Annotated in this window: 21 protein-coding genes; 10 read left to right on the top strand and 11 right to left on the bottom strand. The window is 69.7% G+C overall.

The window, feature by feature from the left end:
* Nucleotides 1–53: 53 nt before the first annotated feature.
* The 3 genes from MXA07_RS03840 to MXA07_RS03830 form a co-directional block, all read right to left on the bottom strand.
* Nucleotides 54–2,081 carry a hydantoinase/oxoprolinase family protein gene (locus MXA07_RS03840; RefSeq protein WP_247730732.1) on the bottom strand — a complete coding sequence of 676 codons (2,028 nt, stop codon included), beginning with the start codon at nt 2,079–2,081 and terminating at the stop codon, nt 54–56.
* Nucleotides 2,078–3,901, bottom strand: coding sequence for a hydantoinase B/oxoprolinase family protein (locus MXA07_RS03835; protein WP_247730731.1), 1,824 nt, complete (start codon nt 3,899–3,901; stop codon nt 2,078–2,080). The genes MXA07_RS03840 and MXA07_RS03835 overlap by 4 nt, the downstream gene beginning before the upstream one ends.
* Nucleotides 3,902–4,139: 238 nt before the next feature.
* On the bottom strand, nt 4,140–5,036 hold the full coding sequence (locus MXA07_RS03830) for a DMT family transporter (protein ID WP_247730730.1): 897 nt from the start codon (nt 5,034–5,036) through the stop codon (nt 4,140–4,142).
* A gap of 154 nt (nt 5,037–5,190) precedes the next feature.
* Here MXA07_RS03830 and MXA07_RS03825 point away from each other — a divergent pair, with 154 nt between their 5' ends.
* Complete coding sequence (locus MXA07_RS03825; RefSeq protein ID WP_247730729.1) at nt 5,191–6,048, top strand: NAD-dependent epimerase/dehydratase family protein; 858 nt, start codon at nt 5,191–5,193, stop codon at nt 6,046–6,048.
* A 70-nt stretch (nt 6,049–6,118) separates the two neighbouring features.
* Here the strand turns inward: MXA07_RS03825 and MXA07_RS03820 are convergent, their stop codons facing one another.
* Complete coding sequence (locus MXA07_RS03820) at nt 6,119–7,327, bottom strand: NAD(P)/FAD-dependent oxidoreductase (protein WP_247730728.1); 1,209 nt, start codon at nt 7,325–7,327, stop codon at nt 6,119–6,121.
* 175 nt (nt 7,328–7,502) lie between these two features.
* Here MXA07_RS03820 and MXA07_RS03815 point away from each other — a divergent pair, with 175 nt between their 5' ends.
* The gene (locus MXA07_RS03815) at nt 7,503–8,615 is read left to right on the top strand and encodes a cis-3-hydroxy-L-proline dehydratase (protein WP_247730727.1); all 1,113 of its coding nucleotides are present in this window, start codon (nt 7,503–7,505) and stop codon (nt 8,613–8,615) included.
* Nucleotides 8,612–9,697 carry a proline racemase family protein gene (locus MXA07_RS03810; protein ID WP_247730726.1) on the top strand — a complete coding sequence of 362 codons (1,086 nt, stop codon included), beginning with the start codon at nt 8,612–8,614 and terminating at the stop codon, nt 9,695–9,697. Before MXA07_RS03815 ends, MXA07_RS03810 begins: the two co-directional genes overlap by 4 nt.
* 200 nt (nt 9,698–9,897) lie before the next feature.
* Here the strand turns inward: MXA07_RS03810 and MXA07_RS03805 are convergent, their stop codons facing one another.
* The 6 genes from MXA07_RS03805 to MXA07_RS03780 all read right to left on the bottom strand — a co-directional run bounded on the left by MXA07_RS03805 (nt 9,898) and on the right by MXA07_RS03780 (nt 16,735).
* Nucleotides 9,898–10,251, bottom strand: a complete 354-nt coding sequence (locus MXA07_RS03805; protein ID WP_247730725.1) for a cupin domain-containing protein — start codon at nt 10,249–10,251, stop codon at nt 9,898–9,900.
* Nucleotides 10,252–10,337: 86 nt separating this feature from the next.
* The gene (locus MXA07_RS03800; RefSeq protein ID WP_247730724.1) at nt 10,338–11,522 is read right to left on the bottom strand and encodes an NAD(P)/FAD-dependent oxidoreductase; all 1,185 of its coding nucleotides are present in this window, start codon (nt 11,520–11,522) and stop codon (nt 10,338–10,340) included.
* 4 nt (nt 11,523–11,526) lie between these two features.
* Complete coding sequence (locus MXA07_RS03795; RefSeq protein ID WP_247730723.1) at nt 11,527–12,318, bottom strand: SDR family oxidoreductase; 792 nt, start codon at nt 12,316–12,318, stop codon at nt 11,527–11,529.
* A 297-nt stretch (nt 12,319–12,615) separates the two neighbouring features.
* Complete coding sequence (locus MXA07_RS03790) at nt 12,616–14,199, bottom strand: aldehyde dehydrogenase family protein (protein ID WP_247730722.1); 1,584 nt, start codon at nt 14,197–14,199, stop codon at nt 12,616–12,618.
* Between the two features lie 130 nt (nt 14,200–14,329).
* Entirely contained in the window at nt 14,330–15,490 is a 1,161-nt protein-coding gene (locus MXA07_RS03785; RefSeq protein WP_247730721.1) for a pyridoxal phosphate-dependent aminotransferase, read from the bottom strand.
* A 90-nt stretch (nt 15,491–15,580) separates the two neighbouring features.
* Complete coding sequence (locus MXA07_RS03780; protein WP_247730720.1) at nt 15,581–16,735, bottom strand: NAD(P)/FAD-dependent oxidoreductase; 1,155 nt, start codon at nt 16,733–16,735, stop codon at nt 15,581–15,583.
* Between the two features lie 346 nt (nt 16,736–17,081).
* Between MXA07_RS03780 and MXA07_RS03775 the strand changes: the two genes are divergently transcribed.
* The 4 genes from MXA07_RS03775 (at nt 17,082) to panB (ending at nt 20,217) form a co-directional block, all read left to right on the top strand.
* Nucleotides 17,082–17,846 carry an IclR family transcriptional regulator gene (locus MXA07_RS03775; RefSeq protein ID WP_247730719.1) on the top strand — a complete coding sequence of 255 codons (765 nt, stop codon included), beginning with the start codon at nt 17,082–17,084 and terminating at the stop codon, nt 17,844–17,846.
* Nucleotides 17,847–18,115: 269 nt separating this feature from the next.
* A complete protein-coding gene (locus MXA07_RS03770; RefSeq protein WP_247730718.1) occupies nt 18,116–18,622 on the top strand; it encodes a helix-turn-helix domain-containing protein in 507 nt (168 codons plus the stop codon).
* Nucleotides 18,623–18,859: 237 nt separating this feature from the next.
* Nucleotides 18,860–19,342 (top strand): SRPBCC family protein, encoded by a 483-nt coding sequence (locus MXA07_RS03765; protein ID WP_247730717.1) that lies wholly within the window; start codon nt 18,860–18,862, stop codon nt 19,340–19,342.
* A gap of 50 nt (nt 19,343–19,392) precedes the next feature.
* A complete protein-coding gene (panB, locus tag MXA07_RS03760; protein WP_247730716.1) occupies nt 19,393–20,217 on the top strand; it encodes a 3-methyl-2-oxobutanoate hydroxymethyltransferase in 825 nt (274 codons plus the stop codon).
* A 25-nt stretch (nt 20,218–20,242) separates the two neighbouring features.
* Here panB and MXA07_RS03755 read toward each other — a convergent pair whose 3' ends face one another.
* A complete protein-coding gene (locus MXA07_RS03755; protein WP_247730715.1) occupies nt 20,243–20,866 on the bottom strand; it encodes a hypothetical protein in 624 nt (207 codons plus the stop codon).
* A 149-nt stretch (nt 20,867–21,015) separates the two neighbouring features.
* Between MXA07_RS03755 and MXA07_RS03750 the strand changes: the two genes are divergently transcribed.
* From MXA07_RS03750 to MXA07_RS03740, 3 genes are all read left to right on the top strand, one after another.
* Nucleotides 21,016–22,347 carry a cytochrome P450 gene (locus tag MXA07_RS03750; protein WP_247730714.1) on the top strand — a complete coding sequence of 444 codons (1,332 nt, stop codon included), beginning with the start codon at nt 21,016–21,018 and terminating at the stop codon, nt 22,345–22,347.
* Between the two features lie 58 nt (nt 22,348–22,405).
* A complete protein-coding gene (locus tag MXA07_RS03745; RefSeq protein WP_247730713.1) occupies nt 22,406–23,167 on the top strand; it encodes a helix-turn-helix domain-containing protein in 762 nt (253 codons plus the stop codon).
* A 172-nt stretch (nt 23,168–23,339) separates the two neighbouring features.
* Complete coding sequence (locus MXA07_RS03740) at nt 23,340–25,706, top strand: heavy metal translocating P-type ATPase (RefSeq protein ID WP_247730712.1); 2,367 nt, start codon at nt 23,340–23,342, stop codon at nt 25,704–25,706.
* The last annotated feature ends 2 nt before the right edge of the window (nt 25,707–25,708 follow it).

Below are 25,708 nucleotides of genomic sequence, written 5' to 3'. Positions count from 1 at the left end.
GAATCGGCGACGAAGTAGATCGGCTGGCTCTCGACCAGGGTCCCCGGTCGGCCCTACCGTCTGATGACGACGTTACCGTTCTCGGTGACGCTCGCGGTGGTCTCCGGCGGGACCACCGTCGTGGAGCCGGCGCCTTCGAGGATCGCCGGCCCGTCGACGGACGCGCCGGGCGCCAGGGCCTCGCGCCGGTAGACGCCGGCCTCGCGGTAGCCCGAGTCCGCGAAGTAGACCGCGCGACTCTCGCGGTCGGCCGCCTCGTCGGCCGCGGTCAGCGCGTCCTCGAAGCGCGGGGTCGGGACGACGCCGTTGACCCGGAGGGTGACGAACTCCACCGGCTCGTCGGGGTTCGCGTAGCCGTAGCGACGCTCGTGGGCCGCGTGGAAGCGCTCACGAACGGTCTCGAGCGCCGCGGCGTCGATCTCGCCGTCGGGCGCGTCCACCGTGAGTTCGTAGGACTGACCCGCGTAGCGCAGGTCGACGCTCCGCTCGACCGTGACCGTCTCCGGGTCGATCGACTGCTCGGCGAAGCGATCGAGGAGCGTCGCGGCGAGTTCGTCGAACCCGTCGGCGATGGCGGCCGGGTCGTCGCCGGCGGCGCGGGCCGAGCGGGACTCGTCCATGCGAACGTCGGCGAGCAATAGCCCGCGCGCGGAGAAGACGCCCGGGTTACGCGGGACGATCGTCGCCTCGACGTCCAGCTCCGCGGCGACCGAGGGCGCCTGCATCGGGCCGGCGCCGCCGAAGGCCACCAGCGCGAAGTCGGCCGGGTCGTGCCCGCGCTCGACCGTCACGCGGCGGATCTCGCGGGCCAGGCTGGCGTTGGCGACGCGGACGACCGACAGCGCGGCCTCCTCGATCGACTCGCCCAGGGGGTCTGCGATCTCGGACTCGAAGATGTCGCGGGTCTTCTCGACGGCGAGGTCCATCTCGCCGCCCAGGAAGTTCTCGGGGCTCACCCGACCGAGCAGGAGGTTCGCGTCGGTGAGCGTCGGCCGCTCGCCGCCGCGACCGTAGCAGATCGGGCCGGGGTCGGCGCCCGCGCTCTCGGGGCCGACGTGGAGGCCGCCGCCGGCGTCCAGCCAGGCGATCGAACCGCCGCCGGAGCCGACGGTGTTGATGTCGATCATCGGCGTGTTGACCGGCAGGTCGTTGATCTCGCCCGACGTCGAGCGGACGATCTCGCCGTCCCGGACGATGCTGACGTCGGCGCTCGTCCCGCCCATGTCGATCCCGATCGCGTTCGGGAAGCCCTCCGCGTCGGTGACGTCGCGCGTGGCGACCGCGCCCGCGGCCGGGCCCGAGAGCACCGTCCGGATCGCGGCCTCGGTCGCGCCCGTCGTGCCGAAGATGCCGCCGCCGGAGTGCATGACGTTGAGCGGCACGTCGATGTCCCGTTCGAGGATGCCCGCGTCGAGGCGCGCGAAGTACGCCTCGACGGTCGTCCTGACCGCCTCGTTCAGGACCGTCGTGATCGTCCGATCGTACTCGCGGATCTCCGGGTGAACCGCGGAGGAACGCGTACAGGAAAGATCCGTCTCCTCCGTGACGATCTCGGCCACGCGGCGCTCGTGGTCAGGGTTCAGGTAGGAAAACAGCATCGAGACGACGACCGACTCGACCTCGGCGTCGGCGAGTTCGCGCGCGACCTCGCGGACCGCGGTCTCGTCGAGCGGATCCACCTCATCGCCGTCGGCATCGAGGCGTCCGGGCACCTCCTTTCGGTGTCGCCGCGGAACGAGCGCCGGCGGCTTCTCCGTCTGGAGGTTGTACAGCTCCGGGCGCGTCTGGTCGCCGATCTCGAGGACGTCGCGCAGGCCCTCGTTGGTGATCAGGCCGAGCGGCGGGATCTCCTCCTCGAGAACCGCGTTCGTCCCGACGGTCGTCCCGTGGCTGAGGAAGGAGACCGACCCGGGGTCCGCGTCAGTCTCGGCGAGGATCTTGTCGATCCCGTTGAGCACGCCGCGGTCGAAGTCCGGCGGCGTCGACGGCGTCTTGGTCACCGACACACGGCCGGTCTCCTCGTCGTAGTAGACCACGTCGGTGAACGTCCCGCCGGTGTCGACGCCGATGCGGACGGTCATTCGGCGCTCACCTCCGCATCGCGCTCGGCGGCCGGCGGGGTCGTCCCGCTATCGTCGCGCCCTCCATCCGGCGCGTTCGCCGCCTCCGTCCCACCATCGGGCCGCGCCGCCCGCAGCTCCTCCCGACGGTCCTGAGTCGCCTCCCGGTCGAGCTCGCCGTCGCTGACGACGACGCCGTAGCGTTCGCGGGCCGCCTCGGCCGAGACCTTCTCGTCGCGGACGTCTTCGAGCACGGCCTCGGGGTCGCGCTCGAGCGGGTCGCCGTAGCCCCCGCCGCCGGGCGTCTGGATGCTGGCGACGCCGCCCGGGGCGAGCGTCGTCGTCGACTTCGAGCTCACGGCCCGCTCGTCGTCGGTGTCGGGGTCCATCACGTAGTGCGCGCGTCGACCGCTCTCGCCCCCGAAGAGCCCCCACGGGTCCGATTTCGCGCGATCGGAGAGGATCGAGAACTGGGTCCGGTGGTCGTAGAACTCCATGTCCCGGCGCACGCCGAGGCCGCCGCGGGTCCGGCCCGCGCCCGCCGAGTCCTGGATGAGTTCGTACCGGCGGACGTACAGCGGCACCTCGCGTTCGAGCTCCTCGATCGGGCTGTTGGCGGTGTTCTGGAAGTGCGTCTGGACGGCCTCCATCCCGTCTTTCTCCTTGCGCGCGCCGTAGCCGCCGGCGACCGTCTCGTAGTAGACGTACTCGCCGTCGTCGCGGGGGTCGTCGCCGCCGTAGGCGATGTTGCAGACGATGCCCTTCGTCGCGGCGATCGTCTCGTCGGGGAGGGCATCCGCCATCGCCTTCGTGACGAGTTCGCCCGCGCGCATGGGGATCTCCCAGCCCGAGGCGACCGGCGCCTGGGGGTTCGGGTTGACCATCGTCCCCTCGGGCGTGACGAACTCGAACGGGCGGTAGAAGCCGTCGTTCTTCGGGAGGTCGGCGCCCAGCAGCGACATGATGACGCTCATCGTCCCGGAGAAGATCATCGCGGGCGTGCAGTTGAGCGGCCCCTCGTTCTGCTCGGCGGTGCCGGTGAAGTCGACGGTCAACTCGTCGTCGTCGACCGTGATCGCGAGCTGGAGGCGGACCGGCTCGTCGACGACGCCGTCGCCGTCCATGTGATCGCTCGCCTCGTAGGTGCCGTCGGGCAGGTCGGCGATGGCCGCGCGAACGCGCTTCTCGGTCGCGTCGAGCAGTTCGTCGAGGTACGTTTCGACGGTGTCGGTGCCGTAGCGGTCGTGGAGGTCGCCATAGCGCTGCTCGCCGATGCGGTTCGCGCCGAGCTGGGCGCGGTAGTCGCCCAGGCGCATCTCCGCGCCGCGGACGTTGCGCCGGATCAGGTCGAGCACCGTCTCGTCGTACGCCCAGTCCTCGACGGCCTTCGACAGCGGGAGGATGATCCCCTCGCCGTAGAGGTCCGTGCTGTCGGTGGGAATGCCGCCCGGCGTCCCGCCGCCGATGTCGACGTGGTGGGCCGAGTTGGCGGCGACGCCGATCAGCTCGCCGTCGTGAAAGAGCGGCGAGATGAGCATGACGTCGGGCAGGTGGACCGCGCCCTTGTAGGGGTCGTTGACCAGCAGGCCGTCACCCGGTTCGAGGTCCTCGAGGCGACCTTTCAGGTTTCGCGGGACCACCGAGACGAGCGACCCGATGTGTTGCGGCGCGACGTCGTGCTGGGCGACGTGACGCAGGTCGGCGTCGAACAGCGCGCAGGTGTGATCGCGTCGAATCTTGATGTTGGTCGAGTACGCCGTCCGCTGGAGCGTGACCCCCATCTCTTCGACGGCGCCTTCGAGCGTGTGTCTGAATATCTCTAACTCGCCGGCAGAGACCATATGATGGCGTCGAAGCGCCGGCGCTTAAATCCACCGTCGCCCCACAGCCGTGATCGGCGGTCGTCGACCTGTTCACTGTCAGTAATTTTCTCCGCCGGGCCGTCGCCGGACGGGTGAGAGCGTCGCGAAAGTAACGGCCCCATTCGTATCTATAATACTATATTTATCGAGGGGAGTCGGCTCAGCGCCGTCGAACCGTCGAGCGCACCGCGTACTCGCGGGAGCGATCGCCCGCCCGTCAGACCTCCGTCCGGACGCTGACGACGTAGAGGCCGACGGCCATGACGAGGCCCCCGACGAAGAACAGCGGGCCCAGGTTCTCGCCGAGAAAGAGTGCGCCCAGCGCCGAGCCGACCACCGGCTGGGCGAAGAAGAATACCGCGACGGTGCTCGAATCGACGTACTCGAGGCCCTTGTACCAGAGGTACCACGCGAGCGCCGTGGCGAAGACGCTCAGGTAGGCGAGACCGAAGAGGAAGGGCAAGCCCGTCACGGCCTCGTCGATGACCGGGCCGCGCAGCCACAGTTCGACGGTCGCGAGGCCGAACAGCATGGGGACCGACGTCACCGTCGCGTACGTCGCCGTTTCGAGCGCCGAGTAGCGCCGGACCAGATCGCGGCCCCAGACGGTGTAGATCGCCCACGCGAGGCTCGCGGCGAACAGCGCGGCGATGCCGACGAGGTTGCCGTCGGTGAGCGTCGAGAGGTCGTACTGCCCGGAGAGGACGAGCGTCGTCCCGACCGTGGCGATGACCAGGCCGGTCGCCTTCGCCCGCGTCACCCGCTCGTCGAGGACGGCGACGCCGAGCAGCAGGATGAAGACGGGCGTCATCACCGTCAGCAGCGAGCTCTGGCTGGCGTTGGTCAGCTCCGTGCCGAGAAACTGCGTCGCGAGCGTGACGGCGATCGCGGCTCCCAGGCCGGTAAATCGCCACCACTCCCCGCGCGAAAACGACCGGGCGGGCTTCGTCGCTCTGACGAGCGCCAGGAGGACGACGCTCGCGATCGCCACCCGGAGGAACGAGAGCGTCACCGGCGGGACGACCGAGAGGCCCCACTTGGCGACGACGTACATCCCGCCCCACAGCGCGGCAGCAACCAGCGGCGCCAGCGCGTAGACGTATCGACGGAGCACGGGGAAGGGTTTCGCCACGGGGTGTATAAACCTTGATTCCCCGGCAGCCGTCGTCGCCCGACGGGCGACACCGGCGGCGTTCGCCACGATCGAGGGAGATTTCGGCGTCGCCGTCACCCGAACCCTTATGACGAGATTACCCGAAGTGGAGCCCATGCGAGTGCTCGTGACCGGTGCGCACGGTCGAGTCGGTGAAGGCATCAAGCTCCGCTTCGCGGACGACCCGGCGTACGAACTGACGTACCTCGACCGGGAGGATCATCCCGACTACGAGACCCACGTCGCGGACGTCGCCAACTACGAGGCCATCCGGCCGGCGTTCGACGAGCAGGACGCCGTCATCCACCTGGCGGCCTACCCGCTGACCGACGGCACCTGGGACCAGGTGCGCGAGAGCAACCTCGTCGGCACGCACAACGTCCTCGACGCGGCCGCGGATGCGGGCGTCGAGACGTTCATCTTCGCGTCCTCGATCCACGCCGCGGGCAAGTACGAGGAGGATCACGCGCCCGAGTGCTACGAACTCGACTACGACCTGACGGTCACGCACGAGGATCCGGAACGGCCCGACTCCTACTACGGCGCCTCGAAGGCCTTCGGCGAGGACTGGGGCCGGTACTACATCGAAAATCACGACTACCCCGAGCGGTTCTACGCGATTCGCATCGCGAGCATCCGCGAGCCGCCCTACGACAACCCCTACGGCGACGCGGAGAAGGGCGTCGAGGACGGCGACTGGGAGCGGGGCAGCGAGCCCTACGAGGAGCAGGTCAAGCGCCTGAAGGGGACGTGGCTCTCCGAGCGCGACTGGGCCCAGATGCTCGAGCTGTGTCTCGAAGACGACGAGGTCGAGTTCGACATCTTCTTCGGAACGAGCGAGAACGAACGCGGCTGGTACGACATCGAACACGCCAAGGAGGTCCTGGGCTACGAACCCCAGGACCGGGGCGAGGACTGGACCGAACCGCCCGAAGAACTGGTCGAGCACGTCGACGCGAACCGGTCCGGGTGACGATCGGCGTCCGTTAGAACTGATTGACGACTGCGGTGCGTTTTCGGGCCTCGACGCCCAGCCGCGCCGATCAGGCGCTGAAGTACGTCTCGTGGAGCGCCGCGTCCCGCTCGAATCGATCGCGCGCGAGCGGCGCGACGTCGACCGTCGTGGCCTCGCCGTCGAGGGCGAGTTCCGCGACGACCTGGCCCGTCGCGGGCGACAGCATGAATCCGTGACCGGAGAAGCCGGTCGCGGTGAGCAGGCCCGGCATCGACTCCTCGATGACCGGGTGGTGATCGGGCGTCATCGCGTAGAGGCCCGCCCAGCCGCGAACCAGCTTGGAGTCCGGCCCGAAGTAGTCGGCCACGGTTGCGACGTGTTCGACGACGTCCGCGGCCCAGGCGAGGTCGTGGGATTGCTCGTACGCGTCGGGGTCCTGCACCGGGTCCTGCCCGAAGTGACCGCCCACGAGCGCCTTGCCGTCGCGCTCGGGGCGGAAGTAACAGCCGTCGTCGAGGTCGGTCACGAACGGGTTCGAGTCCGGCACCGGCGATTCCGGCTCGACGATCAGCGCCTGGCGACGCCTGGGCGTCACCGGCAGGTCGATGCCGGCCATCGCGGCGATCTTCGGCGACCACGACCCCGCGGCGTTGACGACGACGTCGGCGTCGTAGCGCCCCTCGGTCGTCTCGACGCCGACGACGCGACCGTCGGGTCGGTCGCCGTCGCCGGCTCCGGTATCTTCGGCGGGGCCGTCGCCGGTTCCGCCGCCCTCGACGAGCAGGTCGGTCACCGCGACGCCCGTCTCGATCTCGGCGCCGGCCTCGTTCGCCGCGATCGAAAAGCCCTGCAATCCCAGGTGCGGGTCCGCGAAGCCGTCGGTCGGGCAGTACGCCGTCGCGACGTACCGCTCGGTCCGCAGGCCGGGGACGTACTCGGTCGCGTCCGCGGGGTCCAGGATTCGGCTGTCGACGCCCCGCTCGTTCTGGAAGGGCACCGTCTCCTCGAAGAGCGCGGCCGTCGATTCCTCGCGCGCGAGGTAGAGGTAGCCGGGCCGTCGGTACTCGACGTCGACGCCGAACTCGTCTTCGAAGGTCTCCCAGACCGAGATGGCCGCCTGCGAGAGCCGGATACCCACGTCGGTCGAAAACTGCGCGCGGATGCCGCCGGCCGCCCGATCCGTCGCCCCCGCGCCGAGCGACGCGCGTTCGAGGAGGGTGACGTCGGCCCCCCGCTCGGCCAGGTAGTACGCGCTCGCACAGCCAACGATCCCTCCGCCGACGATGACGACGTTCATTCCGGGCGAGTGTAGGGGGCCGCTGGGGCATAATACCTCGCCCCGATGCGACGAGTGCGGGCCTCACTGCGTCCCGATGCTATCCCGCCGCGCCACGCCGCGAGTCCAGCCCGGCCCGCCGATCCCGACGGCAGATTTAAGCCCCGCGCGGGGGATCGCTCTGATAGCACGCACCATGGAAATCACAGGCATAGCGGTCTACCAGGTCGATCTCCCGATCGCAGAGGGGAGTTACGACTGGTCGGGCGGCAACTCCTACGAGGCGTTCGACTCGACGATCGTTCGGCTGGAGACGGACGCGGGCCCGGCCGGCTGGGGCGAGGTCGCGACGCTCGGCTCCGCGTACCTGCCGGCGTACGCCCGCGGAGCGCGGGCGGCCATCGAAGAACTGGCGCCCGCGGTGCTGGGTTCCGATCCCACCCAGCCCGCGGTGCTGGCAGAACGCCTCGACCGGCAACTCCGGGGCCATCCCTACGCCAAGTCGGTGATCGACATGGCCTGCTGGGATCTAGCGGGGAAGGCCGCCGACGCACCCGTCTCGACGCTGCTCGGCGGGCGGTTCGGCGACGACGTCCCGCTCTACCGGGCGATCTCGCAGGACACGCCAGAGGCGATGGCCGACAGCGTCGCCGCCTACCGCGATGCCGGCTACGAGAACTTCCAGCTGAAGATCGGCGAGGATCCGGTGACCGACGCCGAGCGAATCCGGGCGACGCGGGCCGAACTCGACGACGAACACGTCCTGGACGCCGACGCGAACACGGGCCTGACGCGACACGAGGCCGTCCGGCTCGTCGAGGCGGTCGACGACGTCGACGTCTACATCGAACAGCCCTGTCACAGCTACGAGGCCTGCCGGGCGGTTCGCCGGAAGACCGACCACCCGTTCGTCCTTGACGAGGTGATGACCGGCGTCGACGCCGTCGTCCGGGGCTACGAGGACGACGCGATGGACGTCGTCAACCTCAAGATCGCGAAGGTGGGCGGGCTGACGCGCGCGCGGACGATCCGCGACCTCTGCTCGCAGTTCGAACTCGCGATGATCGTCGAGGACACGTGGGGCAGCGAGATCGCGACGGCCGCCATCGCCCACCTCGCTCAGAGCACGCCGGCCGACGCCCGTCTGGCCAGTACCGACTTTCAGAGTTACAACACGGTGACGACCGCCGACGGCGCGCCCGAGACGGCCGACGGCCGGATGCGCGCCTCGACGGAGCCGGGCCTCGGCGTCGAACCCCGCCTGGACGTGCTCGGCGAACCGGTTGCCACCTACGGAGGGGGCGCGTGAGCGACGAGACCGCAGACGCGGGCCCGGTGGACTGGCACGCTGCGGGCGACTGGGCGCCGCCGGCCGACTGGCCCGCGATCGAGACGATCGACTCCCACACGGGCGGCGAGCCGCTGCGCATCATCGTCGACGGCTGGCCGGCGATCGAGGGCGACACGATCCTCGAAAAGCGTCGGTACGCCCGCGAGCACCACGACCACCTCCGGCGGGCGCTGATGTACGAACCCCGCGGGCACGCGGACATGTACGGGGCGATCCCGGTCGAACCCGAGCGCCCCGACTCGGACGTCGGCGTGCTCTTCACCCACAACGAGGGCTACAGTACCATGTGCGGGCACGGCATCATCGCGCTCGCGACGGCCGCCTTCGAGACGGGCATGGCCGATCCGGACGCGTACGACCGCGCGGCAGGCGACCCCACCATCCGGATGGATACGCCCGCCGGCCTCGTGACCGCCCGCGCGAGGATGGACGGCGAGCGCGTCGCCTCGGTCGCGTTCGAGAACGTCCCCGCCTTCGTCTTCGAACCCGAACTCACGGTCGAGGTCCCCGACGTCGGCGAGGTGACGGTCGCGATCGCCTACGGCGGCGCGTTCTACGCCTACCTCCCCGCGGCGGAGGCGGGCCTCACCGTCGAACCCGAGCGCGTCGACGACCTGATCCGCGTCGGCTCCGCCATCAAGGCGGCGGTGAACGACGCGATCGAGATCGAGCACCCGGAAGACGACGACCTCGGCTTCCTCTACGGGACGATCTTCACCGCCCCGTCGGATCGTGACGGCGTCGACAGTCGCAACGTCTGCATCTTCGCCGACGGCGAAGTGGATCGCTCGCCGACGGGCACCGGCGTCAGCGGTCGCCTCGCGCTGGAGGCCCACCACGGTCGCCTCGAACCGGACGAACCGTTCGTCGTCGAGAGCATCGTCGGTTCGGCGTTCACAGGCCGGCTCCGCGGCGAGACGGCCGTCGGCCCCTTCGACGCGGTCGTCCCCGAGGTCGCGGGCAGCGCCCACCTCACCGGCCGCTGCGAGTTCGTGATCGACCCCGACGACCCGCTGGGTGAGGGGTTTCTCCTGCGGTAGCGGCCGGTCGCCCGCGAAGGCGGACCGTACGCCGGTGGTCGGTGGCCGCGAGGAACACCGCGCGTGCCTCGTCACTCTGTCGGGACAGTCGACACGCCGTCGGGACGGTTGGCACGCTGGCGGGCGGTCGCGCGAAAAAAGCGGATCGGACGGACCGACACGCATCGACGGCCGATCTCGCTAGATCGGCGGGGTCGACCTTATTCCTCGCGATCGGTCCAGAAGTCGAAGCCGCGCCCGGGCGCGAAGACGTCGATCGCGACGGCGCGCTCGTCGCCGGTGTTCTCGACCCGGTGGGCCTCCCAGGCGTCGAGGTGGGCCGAGTCGAACGGCTCGTCGAGCGTCGCCGACTCGCCGTCCTCGGTGAAGATGGTGATTTCGCCCTCGATCACGACGCAGACCTGTTCGTTCTCGTGGTCGTGCATGGGCGAAGAGTGGCCCGGCGGCTTCTCGAACCACTCGAAGGTGAACTTGTCGCTGCCGGCGAGCGAGACGCGCCGCCAGCCATCGTCGGGTTCGTACGTCTCCGCATCCGCGAAGGATACCTCTTTCATAGGTGCGAATATCGATCAAGAGGGAGGGGTACCTCTTAGTTGTTGTGACGGATCCGCCGTTTCAGTTCGGCGACCGGGCTCGCGGATCAGAAGACGGTGCGTTCCGCGAGCGGGTTCGAGCCGTCGAAACGGTCCGCGGTCAGGGCCGAGACGTCGACGGTCTCGGCCGCGCCGTCGAGGATCAGCTCCGCCACGACGGTACCGACCGCCGGGGCGTGCATCAGACCGTGCCCCGAGAAGCCGACCGCGTTGACGAGGCCCGGAACCGTCTCCTCGATGATCGGGTGTCCGTCAGGCGTCATGGCGTAGAGACCGGCCCAGCCGTCCAGGATCGTCGCGGCCGGCGAGACGTAGCCCGCGACCGCGGCCGCGCGCTCGCGGACGGCCTCGGCCCACGCGTCGTCGTACCGGCGCGAGTAGCGCTCCGGATCGACCGGCTCGTCGTCGGGGTCCTCGATGCCGCCGACCAGCGCGCGCCCGCCACCGTCGGGGCGAAAGTGCGCGCCCGCGTCGAGATCGGCCGTCCACGCCGTGTCGTCGGGGACCGGCCGCTCGGGCTCGACGATCAACAGTTGCCGGCGCTTCGGAGCGATCGGGAGGTCGAGGCCGGCCATCGCGGCGACGCGACCGCCCCAGGCCCCGGCGGCGTTGACGACGACGTCGGCGTCGAGCGACGCCGTCGGGGTGTCGACGCCAACGACGCGGCCGTCGACAGGTCGGTCATCGTCGTCGACCCGGCCGCCCTCCACGCGGACGCCTGTAACCGGGGTTCCCGTGCGGATCTCGACCCCCGCGTCGAGGGCGGCCTCGTGGTAGCCCTGGACCGCGCGGTGGTGGTCGAGGTAGCCGTCCGTCGGGCAGTACGCGGCGCCGACGAAGTCCTCGGCGCGGAGTTCGGGACAGTGCTCGCGGGCGGCTTCCGGTTCGAGGTACTCGCTCTCGACGCCGAGATCGGTCTGGAGCGCGACGTTCTCGCGCAAGGCCCCGGCGGTCGCCTCGGCTCGCGCGAGGAAGAGGTACCCCGGCCGGCGGAAGTCCGGGTCGACGCCGAAGCGCTCGGCGACGGACTCCCAGACCGGGAGACTCGCCTGCGAGAGGCGAACGTTGACCGCCGTTCCGAACTGTGCCCTGACCCCGCCGCCGGTCCGGACCGAGTTCTCGGCGCCGACGCTCCCGCGTTCGAGGAGCGTCACGTCGGCCCCGCGGTCGGCGAGTTCGAACGCGCTGGCGAGGCCGACGATGCCGCCGCCGACGATCAGGGCGGAGGGCACGGCTTTACAGGTTCGAGGCGCCCGCGCCGCCGTCGATCGGGACGGCCACGCCGTTGAGGTAGCTCGCGCGCGGCGAACTCAGGAAGGCGACGACCTCGCCGAGTTCGGTGGGTTCGCCGATGCGCTCGAGCGGGATGCCCTCGCCGCGGGCCTCGAGGCCCTCCTCGTAGCTGTCGTACTCGCCGCGGTCGACGGCCTGCTCGACGAGGTCCTGGATGCGCGTCGTCTCGTGGGGCCCCGGCAGCACCGCGTTCGCGCGCACCTCGGGCGCCAGTTCGCTGGAGAGGGTCTTCTCCAGCCCGATGACGCTCATCCGCACGCTGTTCGAGAGGACGAGCGAGTCGATCGCCTCCTTGACGCTCCGGGAGGTGATGTTGACGATGGTGCCGCCGCCGTCGGCCTGGAGCGGGTCGGCGGCCTCGCGGACGAGGCGGACGACGCTCATCACGAGCAGGTCGAACGCGTGGTACCAGTCCTCGTCCTCCATCTCGAGGAACGGCCCGCTCGGCGGCCCGCCCGCGCTCGTCACCAGGTGGTCCAGCCCGCCGAACTCGTCGAGGGTCGTCTCGACCAGGTTTTCGATGTCGTCGGCCTCGGTCAGGTCGCCCTGCACGCCGACGACGCGTCCGTCGCCGAGGTCGTCGAGTTCGGCGACCGTCGCGTCGAGTGCATCCCGATCGCGCCCGTTGACGACGACGTTCGCGTCTTCGCGCGCGAAGACTTCGGCGGAGGCCTTCCCGAGCCCGCCGCTCGAGGCGGTTACCAGTGCGACGTTTCCGTCCAGTTGGAGACTCATGTACCTCAGACTGAGGCGGGCGCTCCCCCATAATGCTTCGGTTGTGGGTAGCTCCCGTCGCATCCGGGCCGTCGAAACGGGTGCAGTGCGACTCGAACGGATACCGCGCCAGCAACACGGGTGCTGCGCGACCGAAACGGGTAGTGGGGTGCCGGTGTGGTGCGGACCGGAACGCGGGCCGCGTCGTCGGAACGAACGGGCACGACGGTGCCAGCGTCGTTCGTGGCGAGCCGGGTGTGATTGACCAGGAGCGCCGAGCGGTTACCCAGGCGGGACCGGGTGCGCCGGTGTGGCCGCTTATTCGACGCGCGTGCGGCTCTGCTCGCGCATGAACTGCTGGAGGTACCAGTAGCCGCCGGCGAACTTGCCGGTGGTCCCGGAGAACTTCCAGCCGCCGAAGGGCTGGGCCTGGACGAGCGCGCCGGTGGTCGCGCTCTGGGTCCGGTTGACGTAGGTCATGCCGGACTCGATCTCGTCGAACCAGCGATCGATCTCCGCGTCGTCCTGCGAGAACAGCCCCGCACAGAGGCCGTACTCGCTGTCGTTGGACTTCTCGATCCCCTCGTCCAGATCCGAGATCGGGTGGATCGTCACGAAGGGCAGGAAGTGTTCCTCCCGCGCGAGGTCGTGTTCGTGCGGGATGTCGGTGACGACCGTCGGTTCGACGAACCGTCCGTCGGCGAGGTCGCCGTCCGTGACGACGGTCCCGCCGGTGCGGACGGTCCCGTCGGCTTCGGCCTGCTCGGTGATCTCCTGGTAGTACTCGAGCGCGCTGTCGTCGATCAGCGGCGAGACGAAGGTGTCGCGCTCGGTCGCCCGGCCGATGGTGAGGTCCTCGGTCTCGGCCACGAGTTTGTCGGTGAACTCGTCGATGACGTCCTCGTGGACGTAGACGCGCGAGGTTGCGGAGCACTTCTGCCCGCTGAAGGAGAAGGCGCCGTTCATGACGCCCTCGACGGCGTCGTCGACGTCCGCCGTGTCGCTGACGATGACCGGGTTCTTGCCGCCGAGTTCGGCGATGACGGGGCCGCGCTTGCCCAGTTCCATGAAGGTCTCCTGAATGTTCAGGCCGACCGTCCGGGAACCGGTGAAGGCGACGCCGCTGACGTCCTCGTGTTCGACGAGGGGCTGTCCGACGTCGCTGCCGCCGCCCGTGACGACGTTGATGACGCCCTCCGGGAGGCCGGCCTCGTGGAGGATGTCGACGAACAGGTGGGCGGTCAGCGGCGTCGTGCTCGCGGGTTTCGCGACGACGGTGTTACCGGCCACCATCGCGCCGCTGCTCATGCCGACGAACAGCGCCATCGGGAAGTTGAAGGGGGAGATGACGCCGAAGACGCCGTAGGGACGCAGGACGTTCGTCGTGTGCTGGCCGGGCGTCGGCTCGCCGGTGTCGAACTCGTAGCCGCCGGCGCGCTCGAACTCGCTCGAGTAGAAGTCGAGGAAGTCGATCGCCTCGTCGACGTCCGCCATCGCCTCGGTCCGGTTCTTCCCGTTCTCCAGCGAGAGCGCGGCCGCGAGTTCGAACTTCCGGTCGCGCATGAGGTCCGCCGCGTCCTGGAAGATCTCGACGCGCGACTCGACGTCGAGCGCCTCCCAGTCCGGCGCCGCCGCCGCGGCGGCGCTGACCGCGGCCTCGACGTCTTCCTCGCTTCCCGCGGCGAACTCGCCGATTTCGAGGTCCAGGTTGCCGGGACTGGTCACGGTGAAGGTGTCGCCGGTCTCGACGGCCTCGCCGTCGATCTTCAGCGCGTGTGACTGCCCCAGGTCGGCCCGTACCGACTCGACAGCGTCCTCGTAGGCCTGGTGGAACGCCTCCGCCGAGTCATCTTGTTTATGTGTGAGGTACGTCAGTTCGTTATCGTACGCTCTGGGTTGCACACTCGCGGCGAGGGCCGGAACGGTATTATAGATTGGGATTCGCCGGGAGTACGGCCGCTGTATCAGGTATCCGCCACCGAATACTCCCGCACCGCCCGAGGCCGTTCCCGGCGACGGGTCGACCCGTCCGCTACAGCCAGGCTTCGAGCCGGTCGAAGGCCTCGTCGATCCGCTCGAGGGAGTTCGAGTAGGCGATGCGGACCCGTCCCTCGCCGGTCTCGCCGAAGACGGTCCCGGGCACCAGCGCCACGCCGGCCTCCTGCAGGAGCGACCAGACGAAGTCCTCCTCGTCGTCGAAGCCGTCGGGGATCGTCGGGAAGGCGTAGAACGCGCCGGTCGGCTCCGGACAGGTCATTCCCGGAATCGCCTCGAGGCGGTCGAGGACGCGCTCGCGACGCTCGGCGAAGGCCTCGACGAGCGGGCCGTGCGGGTCGCGGTCGATCGCCTCGACGGCCGCCCACTGCGAGAGCGACGGCGCGCAGGTCGTGGTGTACTGGCGCGTGCGGACGATCGGGTCGATCAGCTCCGGCGGCGCGCCGAGGTAGCCCAGCCGGAAGCCGGTCATCGAGTAGGCCTTCGAGACGCCGTTGACCGTGATCGTCCGCTCGCGCATCCCGTCGAGCGCGGCCAGGCTGTGGTGGGTCGCGTCGTCGTACAGGATCTTCTCGTAGATCTCGTCGGAGATGACGACGAGATCGTGCTCGACGGCGAAGTCGCGGATCTCGGCGGCGCGTTCGCGCGTGAGTACCGATCCCGTCGGGTTCTGCGGGCTGTTGACGACGAGCAGCTTCGTCCGCTCCGAGACGCCGGCCGCCAGCGAGTCGAGGTCGGGCTGGAAGCCGTCGTCGGGGTCGAGCGCGTAGGAGACGGGCGTTCCGCCCGCCAGTTCGACGTGCGCGCCGTAGGTCCAGCGGGGATCGGGCAGGAGCACCTCGTCACCCTCGTCGATCAGGCCGAGGATGGAGACGAAGATCGACTCCGTCGCGCCCGCGGTGACGACGATCTCGCCGTCGGGGTCGTACGCGACGTCGTTCTCCGACTCGAACTTCTCGGCGATGGTCTCGCGAAGCGGGGCGATCCCGTAGTTCGACGTGTAGTGCACCTCGCCGTTCTCGAGGGCCGACGCCGTCGCGTCCTTGATCGACCGGGGCGTATCGAAGTCCGGCCGGCCGATCTCGAGGTGGACGACGTCCTCGCCCTCGGCCTCGAGGCGGTCGCACTCCTCGAAGATCTCTCGAATGCCCGAGAACGGCACCGACGCCATGCGCGCAGCAGGGGTAACCGGGTCCATGCACGCCCCGTCGAAGGGAACCGTCAAAAAGCCCCCGCTCCGTGGACGGGACGCACTCGCAGGCGGCAGACTGCAGTAACCGCAGCGCGCTCAGTCGATGACCGTGCCTTCCGACAGCGGGCTCCCGCCCTCGAAGCGCGCGGCCGTCAGCGAGGAGATGTCGATCGAGGTGGCCTCGCCGTCGACGACCAGTTCGGCGACGAGCTGGCCCGTCGCCGGCGACTGCATGAAGCCGTGGCCCGAGAAGCCGATGGCGTTGACGAAGCCGGGGATCGCCTCCTCGATGATGGGGTGGTGGTCCGGCGTGACGGCGTACAGCCCCGCCCAGGCGCGGCGGATCTCCGAGCGCGGGCCGAAGTAGCCCGCGGTCTCGGACGCGGCCTCGACCACCTGCGCTGACCACTCGAGCGGGACACGCTCCTCGAAGTCGTCCGGATCCTGCGCCGGGTCGGTCTCGGCGAAGTGGCCGCCGGCGACGACGTTGCCCCCGCGCTCCGGCCGGAAGTGAACGCCCCGGTCCGCGTCGATGGTGAAGGGCGTGTCCTCTGGCACCGGCGTCTCGGGATCGACGATGACGAGCTTGCGCCGTTTCGGCGTAACCGGCACGTCGAGGCCGGCCATCGCGGCGATCTGGGCCGCCCACGGCCCGGCGGCGTTGACGACGAAATCGGCCTCGACGGCGCCGTCGGACGTCTCGACGCCGGTGACGGCGCCGTTGCCGTCGCGCGCGACGTCGGTCACCGTGACGCCGGTGCGGATGTCGGCGCCGGCCTCGTTCGCGGCGATGGAAAAACCCTGCAGGCCCAGGTGCGGGTCGGCGATGCCGTCGTCGGGCGAGTAGGCGCCGCCGAGGAATCGGTCGGCGTGGAGTTCCGGGACGAGTTCGCCGGCGCGTTCGGGCGAGACGAACTCGCTTTCGACGCCGAGTTCGTCCTGTTTGCGGACGTTATCGTGGAAGCGCTCGGCCGTCTCCTCCGTGCGCGCCATGAAGAGGTAGCCCGGTCGCCGGTACTCGAGGTCGGTGTCGAACTCGGTCTCGAAGGACTCCCAGACCTCGATGCTGCGCTGGGAGAGCTTCGAGCTCACCGGCGAGGAGAAGTGCGCGCGGATGCCGCCGTTGGCCCGATCCGTACTCCCCGACCCGAGCGAGTGCTTCTCGAGGACGGTCACGTCCACGCCCCGCTGGCTGAGGTAGTACGCACTCGCGAGTCCGACGATTCCGCCACCGACGATGGCTGCCTCCATGGGAAGCGATAGCGACCCGGACTACATAATAACTGGTGCCCGGGGCACGACTGGCCGGAGACCGACGAACGCGGCGACGGTCACCGTACCGAATCCGGTCGCCCCGTTCCCCGACGACGGCACGGCCGCCCGGCGGTGTTCCCTCCCCCGGAACGGAAAATAGTCACGCATCAGATAGGAACTCGCGACGGATCGACGATCCTCGCGAAGGTATCCGGTATCGCCAGGTCTCCGTCGACTGTGCCGGCGATCGGTTCGGTACGAAACGCCGCCGATGCTCGTCCACTGCCGAACGGCGGTTCCCAAGAACGGAACAATTTTACCCCGGCAGCACCGAGGTGTGCGCATGGCCAGCACCCCCACCACGACGCTGCAAACGGTCGAAAACGCGTTCGACGTCATCGACGCGCTGCGCCGGCTCGAAGGGGCACGCGTCACCGAGTTAGCGGACGAGCTCTCGATGTCGAAGAGCACCGTCCACGACCACCTCTCGACGCTTCGCTCGCACGACTACGTGGTCAAGAACGGCGACGAGTACGACCTCGGCCTCGGCTTCTTCGAGATCGGCGAGTACGCCCGCAAGCGCCGCAAGATCTACGATATCGCCCGCCCTGAGGTGACGAACCTGGCCGAGGAGACCGGCGAAGTCGCCAACTTGCTGGTCGAAGAGCACGGCCGCGGCGTCTACCTCTATCGCGCCCGCGGCGAGAACGCCGTCACGCTCGACACCCACACGGGCACGCGTCGCTACCTCCACAACACGGCGCTGGGAAAGTCGATCCTCGCGCACCTCCCCGAGGAGCGCGTCCACGACATCCTCGACACCCACGGCATGCCCCAGTCGACCCCGCACACCATCACCGACCGCGAGGTCCTCTTCGAGAAACTCGAGGAGATCCGCGAGCGCGGCATCGCCTACTGCGGTCAGGAGCGCGTCGAGGGACTCCAGTGCGTCGCCGCACCCATCCTCAGCACGGACGACCGCGTCCTCGGCGCGATCAGCGTCGCCGGACCGACCACCCGCATCAAGGGCGAGCGCTTCCGCACCGAGATCCCGGAACTCGTCTCCCAGGCGGCCAACGTGATCGAGATCAACGTCACCTACGCCTGACCCGTCCGTGCCGCTCGCGGCCGGTTCCGTCGCTGCTCCGGCGCGCCGTCGGCGAGATCGGTCCCGATCTGATCGCTCGACTCGCGCAACGTCGACCCGGCCTGCCGGTCGGTCGTTCCGGACGGAGGAACGACGTCGGGCGGCCGTATCGCTCCCCGTTCCCTTTACAGACATATATCTGTAAAGATAGCGCGAGCCCGGAGCACCGTCGATCGGGCCGTGGGTGGAAAACCGTCAAAATTAACTACTCGAAGATAGAAGGAGGGTATATGGAACACCTCGAGGATCTCTCGGTCGCCGATCTGCAGTCCGCCCTCGACGAGGCCGACGGGGCGAAACCCGCACAGCGACTCGTCGCCGCCATCGCGTACAAACACGGCATCACCCAGACGGAGCTTTCGACGTGGTTCGACGTCGAGCGAAAGACGATCTACAACTGGCTCTCTCGCCTCGAAGAGGACGAACTCGTCCGGGCCGTCGAGGATCGCGAACGACCGGGTCGCCCGCGGAAGCTCGACGCCGACGAGCACGAGGCGTTCGTGGAGACGGTTCGATCGCCGCCGACCGAGGCCGGGTACGACGGCGATACGTGGACGCCGGAACTCGTCCAGACGCTCCTCGCCGACCGGTTCGACGTCGACTACTCCCTGCCGAGCTGTCGACGACTGATGAACGAGGCGGGGCTCACCTTTCGGCGCACTTACGCGCCGGGCGAAGCGGAGGAGGCCGGTCGAACGAACGCCGACCGACGTGGAGGGCACTGGATCCCCGAGTGATCGGCCAACGTGGCGACCACGGGCCCGCGGTCGCTCTCCCGCCCGATATCGGGTAATTTGTTATAACTACTTCTCGCGATCGGAACGGCCGCTCGCGACCGTCGAGACCCGCGGTCCCGTCGACGGGGCTATGCAAACGGTCGTCGGCAGGCTCCGCTGCAACCCGGCGGGCCGCCCGAGGGTCGTCGGGCGTATCGATCACCGAAGCACAAGTGGTCGCGGGCCGTACCGGGCAGCATGGCGAGGTACCGGACCGCGTCGGTGATCGAGGCCGACGTCGAGACCGTCTGGGACTTCTACGGCGACGCCGAGGAGTTGCGCGCACTGACGCCCGACTGGCTGGGGCTCTCGATCCGGGCGATCGCGGGACCCGACGGCGACGGCGACCCTGAGACCTACCACGTCGGGACGGAGATCACCCTCGAGCTCGCGCCGTTCGGGATCGAGGGCCTGCCGGGAACCGAGTGGACGGTCGAGATCGTCGAGCGCGAGGTTAGAGCGGATCGGGCCCACTTCGTGGACGAACAGGTCGGCGATCGCGGCCCGTTCGAGCGCTGGCGCCACACCCACCGGTTCGTCGACCTCGGTGGGGGAGAAACCCTGCTCGTCGACGATATCGAGTACCGGCTCCCGTTCGTCGGCGACCGCCCGCTCGCGACGCCCGCGCTCGCGGCGATGCTGTGGTACCGTCACCGGTTGACGCGGCGTCTACTGGAGTGAGTGCGAGGGAACGCAAACCGGTAAGTGACAGCCATCCGTACCCTCCGGGGATGTCGCGAACGTCGATCCCGGACCTGCTGGCGGCGTACGAGGACGGCGAACCGCTGACGATGCTGACGGCCTACGACGCGCCGATCGCCCGGCAAGTGGACCGCGGCGGCGTCGATATGATCCTCGTCGGCGACTCGGCGGGGCACAACCACCTCGGGTACGACGACACGCTCCCGGTCACGCTCGAGGAGGCGCTCTCGAACACGGCGGCCGTCGACCGGGCGGTCGAGGACGCGATGGTCATCGGCGACCTCCCCTTCCTCGCGTACGGACTCTCGGTGGAGCGCTCGATAGAGAACGCCGGTCGATTTCTCAAAGAGGCGGGCGCCGACGCGGTGAAGCTCGAGACCGCGCCGGGCGGCGAGACGACGATCGAACTCGTCGATCGGCTGACGGAGCTGGGCGTGCCGGTCCAGGGCCACGTCGGGCTCACGCCCCAGCGGATGAACCAGATCGGCGGCGGATTCGTCCAGGGCCGGGGCGACGAGCAGTCAGCGGCCGCCGACGCCCTCGTGGAGACGGCCCGGGCACTCGCGGACGCCGGCGCGTTCTCCATCGTCCTCGAAGCCGTCAGCGAGGACGCGGCCAGACGGGTCACGGACGCCGTCGACGTGCCGACGATCGGCATCGGCGCCGGTCGATACGTCGACGGCCAGGTGCTGGTCGTGACCGACCTGCTCGGCCTGGGCGGGGAATCCTACAAACTCTCGAAGCAGTACGCCGACCTCGACAAGACGATACGCGGCGCCGTCGAATCCTACGTCGAGGAGGTCCGTGACGGGCAGTTCCCCGCCGAGGCAAACGTCTACGATCCGATCGAGTGACTGCGGCAAGGATCGCGATCCGCGGTCAGGCGCCGGTTCCGCCGACCGCCGACCCGTCGCGAGCGCCGAATCGAAGCCGCGCGATCGCGGCCAGCACGGCGACCGACAGCACGACGCCGCCGATCGCTTCCGGCCAGGTGTGCGCGCCGGCCAGCGGACGCGCGGGGACCATGCCGATCGCGATCAGACCCAGCGGGAGAAAGCGCATCGCGACGAGGACCACCACGCCGGCCGGGACGAGCGCGTAGGTGACGTGACTGGAGACGTCCCAGAACGGCGTTATCAGGAGGTGCGGAACGGTCACGACGATCAGCGCGAGCGCGAACGTCGGCACGTGACCGCCCCAGGCCCGCCGGCGCCAGACGCCCCAGACGAGACCCATCCCGAGCCCCAGACCCGCACTCCCCGTCGCGTCCGGGGCCCACTCCGGGGTGGTCTCGAACAGCGCTGGGACGCCCAGATAGATGGCGAGGCCGAGCGCCCACGCCAGGGCGATCACGCCGAGTTGGGCACCGAGGCGTGCGGGGCCCGCTCGCGCCTCCGTCGAGCCCGCTCGCCACTCGTGCCCGACGAGGGCGATGAGGCAGACGAGGACGAAGAACTCGGGGGCGAAGAGATCGGAATAGTGCTGTGCCACGTTGGTGATCATGTCTGAAGAGGTGACCGTTCCGGTTGTGTCACTTTCGGTTCGGGCCGATTCGACCGGCCGCGAACTCCCCGGTTCCGACGAGCGGGGCGATCGATAGCGACCCGGAAGAAACCAACACCTATGCCCCTGGCGGGCCAGGGCGTCCGTATATGGCACGCGGAACGCCAGCGCGCGGACCGGAGCGCCCGCCGACGCCGCCGGGACTGCCCGTCATCGGGAACACGGTCGGGTTCGCCACCGATTCGTTCGGGTTCATCGAGGAAGCCGTGGCGACGACGGGCGACGTGGTCCGCATCCGACTCCTGGGCCGGGACGTCTACGGCCTGGCCCACCCCGACCACGTCGAGACGGCATTACTCGATCGCGAGACGTTCGCCAAGCTCGAGGGCTTCGAGGTCGCCTTCGGGGAGTCGGTCCTCGCGACGGAGGGCGAGCAGTGGCACCGCCAGCGCCACGCGATGGAGGACTTCTTCACCCCGCGGCGAATCGGCGAGCACGCCGAGACGATGACGCGCGTCGCCACCGAGCGCGCCGACCGCTGGGCGGCCGGGACGACGATCGACGCGGACGAGGCGATGCGCGGGGTCGCGCTCGAGAACCTGTTCGAGGTGATCCTCGGCCAGTCGCTCACGCCCGCCGAGATCGACGACCTGGCCGCCGCCGCGAGCGCGCTCAACCTCTACTTCAAACCCACCTCGTGGGCGCTGCCCGAGTGGGTCCCGACGCCCGCGCGACGGCGATTTGACCGCCGCTCCGGTGACCTTCGCGACGCGGCCCGGCGCTTGCTCGCCGATGAGGGACCGGATCCCGACCCGGACAGTCTCCTCGCGCGACTCTCGACCCTGCGCGACGACCCCGACTCGGCCTTCGACGCGTCCGAGGTGCTCGACCAGGTCGTCGGGATGCTCTTCGCCGGTCACGAGACCACGGCGCTGTCGATGACCTACGCGCTGCACGCGATCGGCTCGAACCCGGCCGTCGCCGACCGGTTTTACGACGAACTCGACGAAACCCTCGGTGAAAGGCTCGACGGGACGCCGACGCCCTCGGACCTCGACGAACTCCCGTATCTCGAACGGATCGTCGACGAGACGCTTCGCTGGGTGCCGCCCGTCCACACGATCCCGCGGGTGACCACCGAACCCGTCGAGGTGGGCGGGTACGAGATCCCCGCCGACGCGGAAGTGCTCTGTTCGGTCTGGAACGTCCACCGCGATTCGCGCTTCTACGACGAGCCCGAGCGCTTCGACCCCGATCGGTGGGCCGACACGACGCCGCGCGAGCGGGGCTACGCCTACGTCCCGTTCGGCGCCGGCCCGCGCATCTGCATCGGGCGCCACTTCGCCAGGCTCGAGATGAAAGCGACCCTCGCGACGCTCGGTCGGCGCTTCGCGTTCGACGCGGTCGGCGACCTGGCGTTCGACCCCCAGATGACCACCCAGCCCGACGGTCCGGTGCGGATCCGGCTCCGGGAGCGGTAAGGCGGACGCTGACCCGGGCGACCGGTGAGTTTTCACGTCTCGCCCCCAACGTAGACGCATGCGCGAACTGGCCTTCGCCCTGGAGTACGAGCCGGGGTGTAACGAGGTGGCCGACACGCTCGCCGCCCACCCGGCGGCGCGGATCCGGTCGCTGTCGTTGCACGTCACCGACGAGCGCCTGTGGCGGGTCGACCACGCGACGGGGTCGTCGGCCGCCCTCGACGCCATCGCGGCGACGTTTCGCGACGCGGACTACTACGCGGACTGCCTGGCCGACGAATCGTGTAACGCGACCCAGACCACGCGCGTGCTCGATCGGACCGACGACACCCTCGTGCTGTACTCCGACTGGACGCGGACGCCGACCTGCGCGTCCGTCCCCCACCTCGCTCGCGACCACCTCGGCGACGGCCTGCTGTTCGACACCCGCCACGAGGGTCGCCACTACACCTGGCGGATCATCCACTCGGGCGAGGGCGACGCGGCGCCGTTCTTCGACGCGGTCGACGACGCGGTGGGCGACTGCGCCCGGATGGAGATGCTGCGGACGGCCGACACCGCCGGCCCTGTGGGTGCGTCGGGCGGCGCGAACGCGAGGGCGCCCGGCGACCTCTCCGCCGAGCAGGAGGCGGCGCTCCGAGCCGCCGTCGAGCACGGCTACTACGAGTCCCCGCGCGAGGTCGACGTCGGCGACCTCGCCGACCACCTGGACGTCCCGCGATCGACGCTCACCTACCGGCTGCGACGCGCCGAGGAGGTCCTTGCCAAGCGCCACGTCGCGGCCGAGCGGCCGACGCAGGACCCGTCACCGACGCTGTGAGTCCGTATCGACGCTGGCGTTCGCCACCGACAGGAGCCGCGGGACCCCCGGCGATTCGGCGTCCGATCCGTGCGTTCACGCGCCCGGACGGGCGATTCCGTGCCAAATAGTGGCACGGTATTTGGAATACTCCAACTAATTCTTATCGAGCTACGGCCCCTCGCTTCGCTCAATGACCGACGATGTCGGCGAAACCGATCGGGCCGCGGGCGGTCGAGAGCTGACCGCTCGCCTGGCGGTCCCCGAGATGGACTGTCCGTCCTGTGCGAAGAAGGTCGATTCGAGCCTCGCACGGGTCGAGGGAGTCGTCGACGCCACGCTGCAGCCGACGACCGGGACGGCCAGCGTGACCTACGACCCCGATCGCGCCAGCGAGGCCGACGTCGTGACGGCGATCGAGGGCGCGGGCTACGAGGTCGTGGACGGAAACGGCGAGGGGGCGGACGAAGACGGCGAAACCGAATCGAGCGGCGCCGTCGACGTCGCGCCGCCGACCGAAGTCTGGACGGGTACGCGCGCGAAGAAGACGTGGCTCGGCGCGGTCTTGCTCGTCCTCGGGCTCGCCGTCGAATTCCTCGTTCCGGGAGCCAACGCCGAGATCGCGAGCGTGCTGGAGTACCCGCTGACGGTCGCCGACGTCCTGCTGCTCGGGGCCACGCTCGCGGCCGGCGTCCCCGTCGTCCGCGGCGGGTACTACTCCGCGCGCAACCGGAGCCTCGACATCGACCTCCTGATGGGAACGGCCATCGTCGCCGCGACCGGGATCGGCTACTTCGTCGAGGCGGCGACGCTCGCCGTGCTGTTCAGCGTCGCGGAGTTGCTCGAGGAGTACGCGATGGACCGGGCCCGGAACTCGCTGCGCGAACTGATGGAGTTGGCACCGGACGAGGCAGTCGTGGAACGCGACGGCGAAACGGTGACCGTCCCGGCCGAGGACGTGGCGGTCGGCGAGACCGTCGTGGTCAGGCCGGGCGAGAAGATCCCGCTCGACGGGACGGTCGTGGAGGGCGAGAGCGCGGTCGACGAGTCGCCCATCACCGGCGAGAGCGTCCCCGTGGACAAGACGGCCGGTGACGAGGTCTACGCCGGTGCGATCACCGAGGAGGGATACCTCGAAATCGAGGTCAGCTCGACGGCCGGCGATTCGACGCTCTCGCGGATCATCGAGCTGGTCCAGGGCGCCCAGGCCGAACAGACCGAAACCGAGCAGTTCGTCGACCGGTTCGCGGGCTACTATACGCCGGTCGTCGTGATGCTCGCGATCCTGACGGCCGTCGTCCCGCCGCTGGCCATCTCCGAGCCAGTGACGACCGAGGTCGCGGGCTACGGCCTCACGTTCGCGGGCGACTGGGGGACGTGGTTCGTCCGCGGGCTCACGCTGCTGGTCATCGCGTGTCCCTGCGCGTTCGTCATCTCGACGCCCGTCTCCGTCGTCTCCGGCGTCACGAGCGCGGCGAAGAACGGCGTCCTCATCAAGGGCGGAACTTACCTGGAGGCGATGGGCGACGTCGACGCCGTCGCGTTCGACAAGACGGGCACGCTCACGAAGGGCGAACTCGGCGTCACCGACGTCGTCCCGGCCGACGCGGACGAGGAGACGCTCCTCCGGTTCGCCGCCGCGCTGGAGCGTCGCAGCGAGCACCCGATCGCCGCGGCCATCCTCGACCGGGCCGAGGCGGCCGGCGTGACCGACGCGGGGGAGCCGACGGCCTTCGAGAGCCTGCCCGGCAAGGGCGTCCGCGCCGAGATCGACGGCGAGACCTACTACGCGGGCAAGCCGGCGCTCTTCGAGGACCTCGGCTTCGACCTGGCGCGGGCCCGCGCGGAGACCGACGGCGGCGCGACGGCCGTCACCGACGGCGAACGCGGGGCCGACGAGGGGCGAACAGCGGGCGCGATCGACGGCGAGACGATCGCCGACCTGGAAGCGGCGGGCAAGACGGTCGTCCTCGTGGGGACGGAGTCGTCCCTGCTGGGCGCTGTCGCGATCGCCGACGAGGTCCGGCCGGCCGCGGAACGCGCCGTCGCGCGCCTGCAGGCCCTCGGCGTCGAGCGCGTCGTCATGCTCACCGGCGACAACGAGGGGACCGCCCGCGCGATCGCCGAGCAGGTCGGCGTCGACGACTACCGCGCCGACCTCCTGCCCGACGAGAAGGTCGACGCCGTCGCGGCGTTGCAGGATACCTACGGCGAGGTCGCGATGGTCGGCGACGGCATCAACGATGCACCCGCGCTCGCGACCGCCGACGTCGGCATCGCGATGGGCGCGGCGGGGACCGACACCGCACTCGAGACCGCCGACGTGGCGCTGATGGGCGACGACGTCGGGAAGCTGCCGTACCTCTACGACCTCTCGCACACGGCCAACGGCGTCATCCGGCAGAACGTCTGGGCGAGCCTCGGCGTGAAGGCGCTCCTCGCGCTCGGCGTGCCGCTCGGCCTGGTGAGCGTCGCGATGGCGGTCGTCGTCGGCGACATGGGGATGAGCCTCGGCGTGACGGGCAACGCCATGCGGCTGTCGCGGATCTCGCCCGACTGAAC

Origin of the sequence: Halovivax limisalsi (assembly GCF_023093535.1) — an archaeon.
Classification (GTDB): Archaea; Halobacteriota; Halobacteria; order Halobacteriales; family Natrialbaceae; genus Halovivax; species Halovivax limisalsi.
Note: the sequence above shows the minus strand (reverse complement) of the source record. Positions and strands in the feature narration are given on the sequence as shown.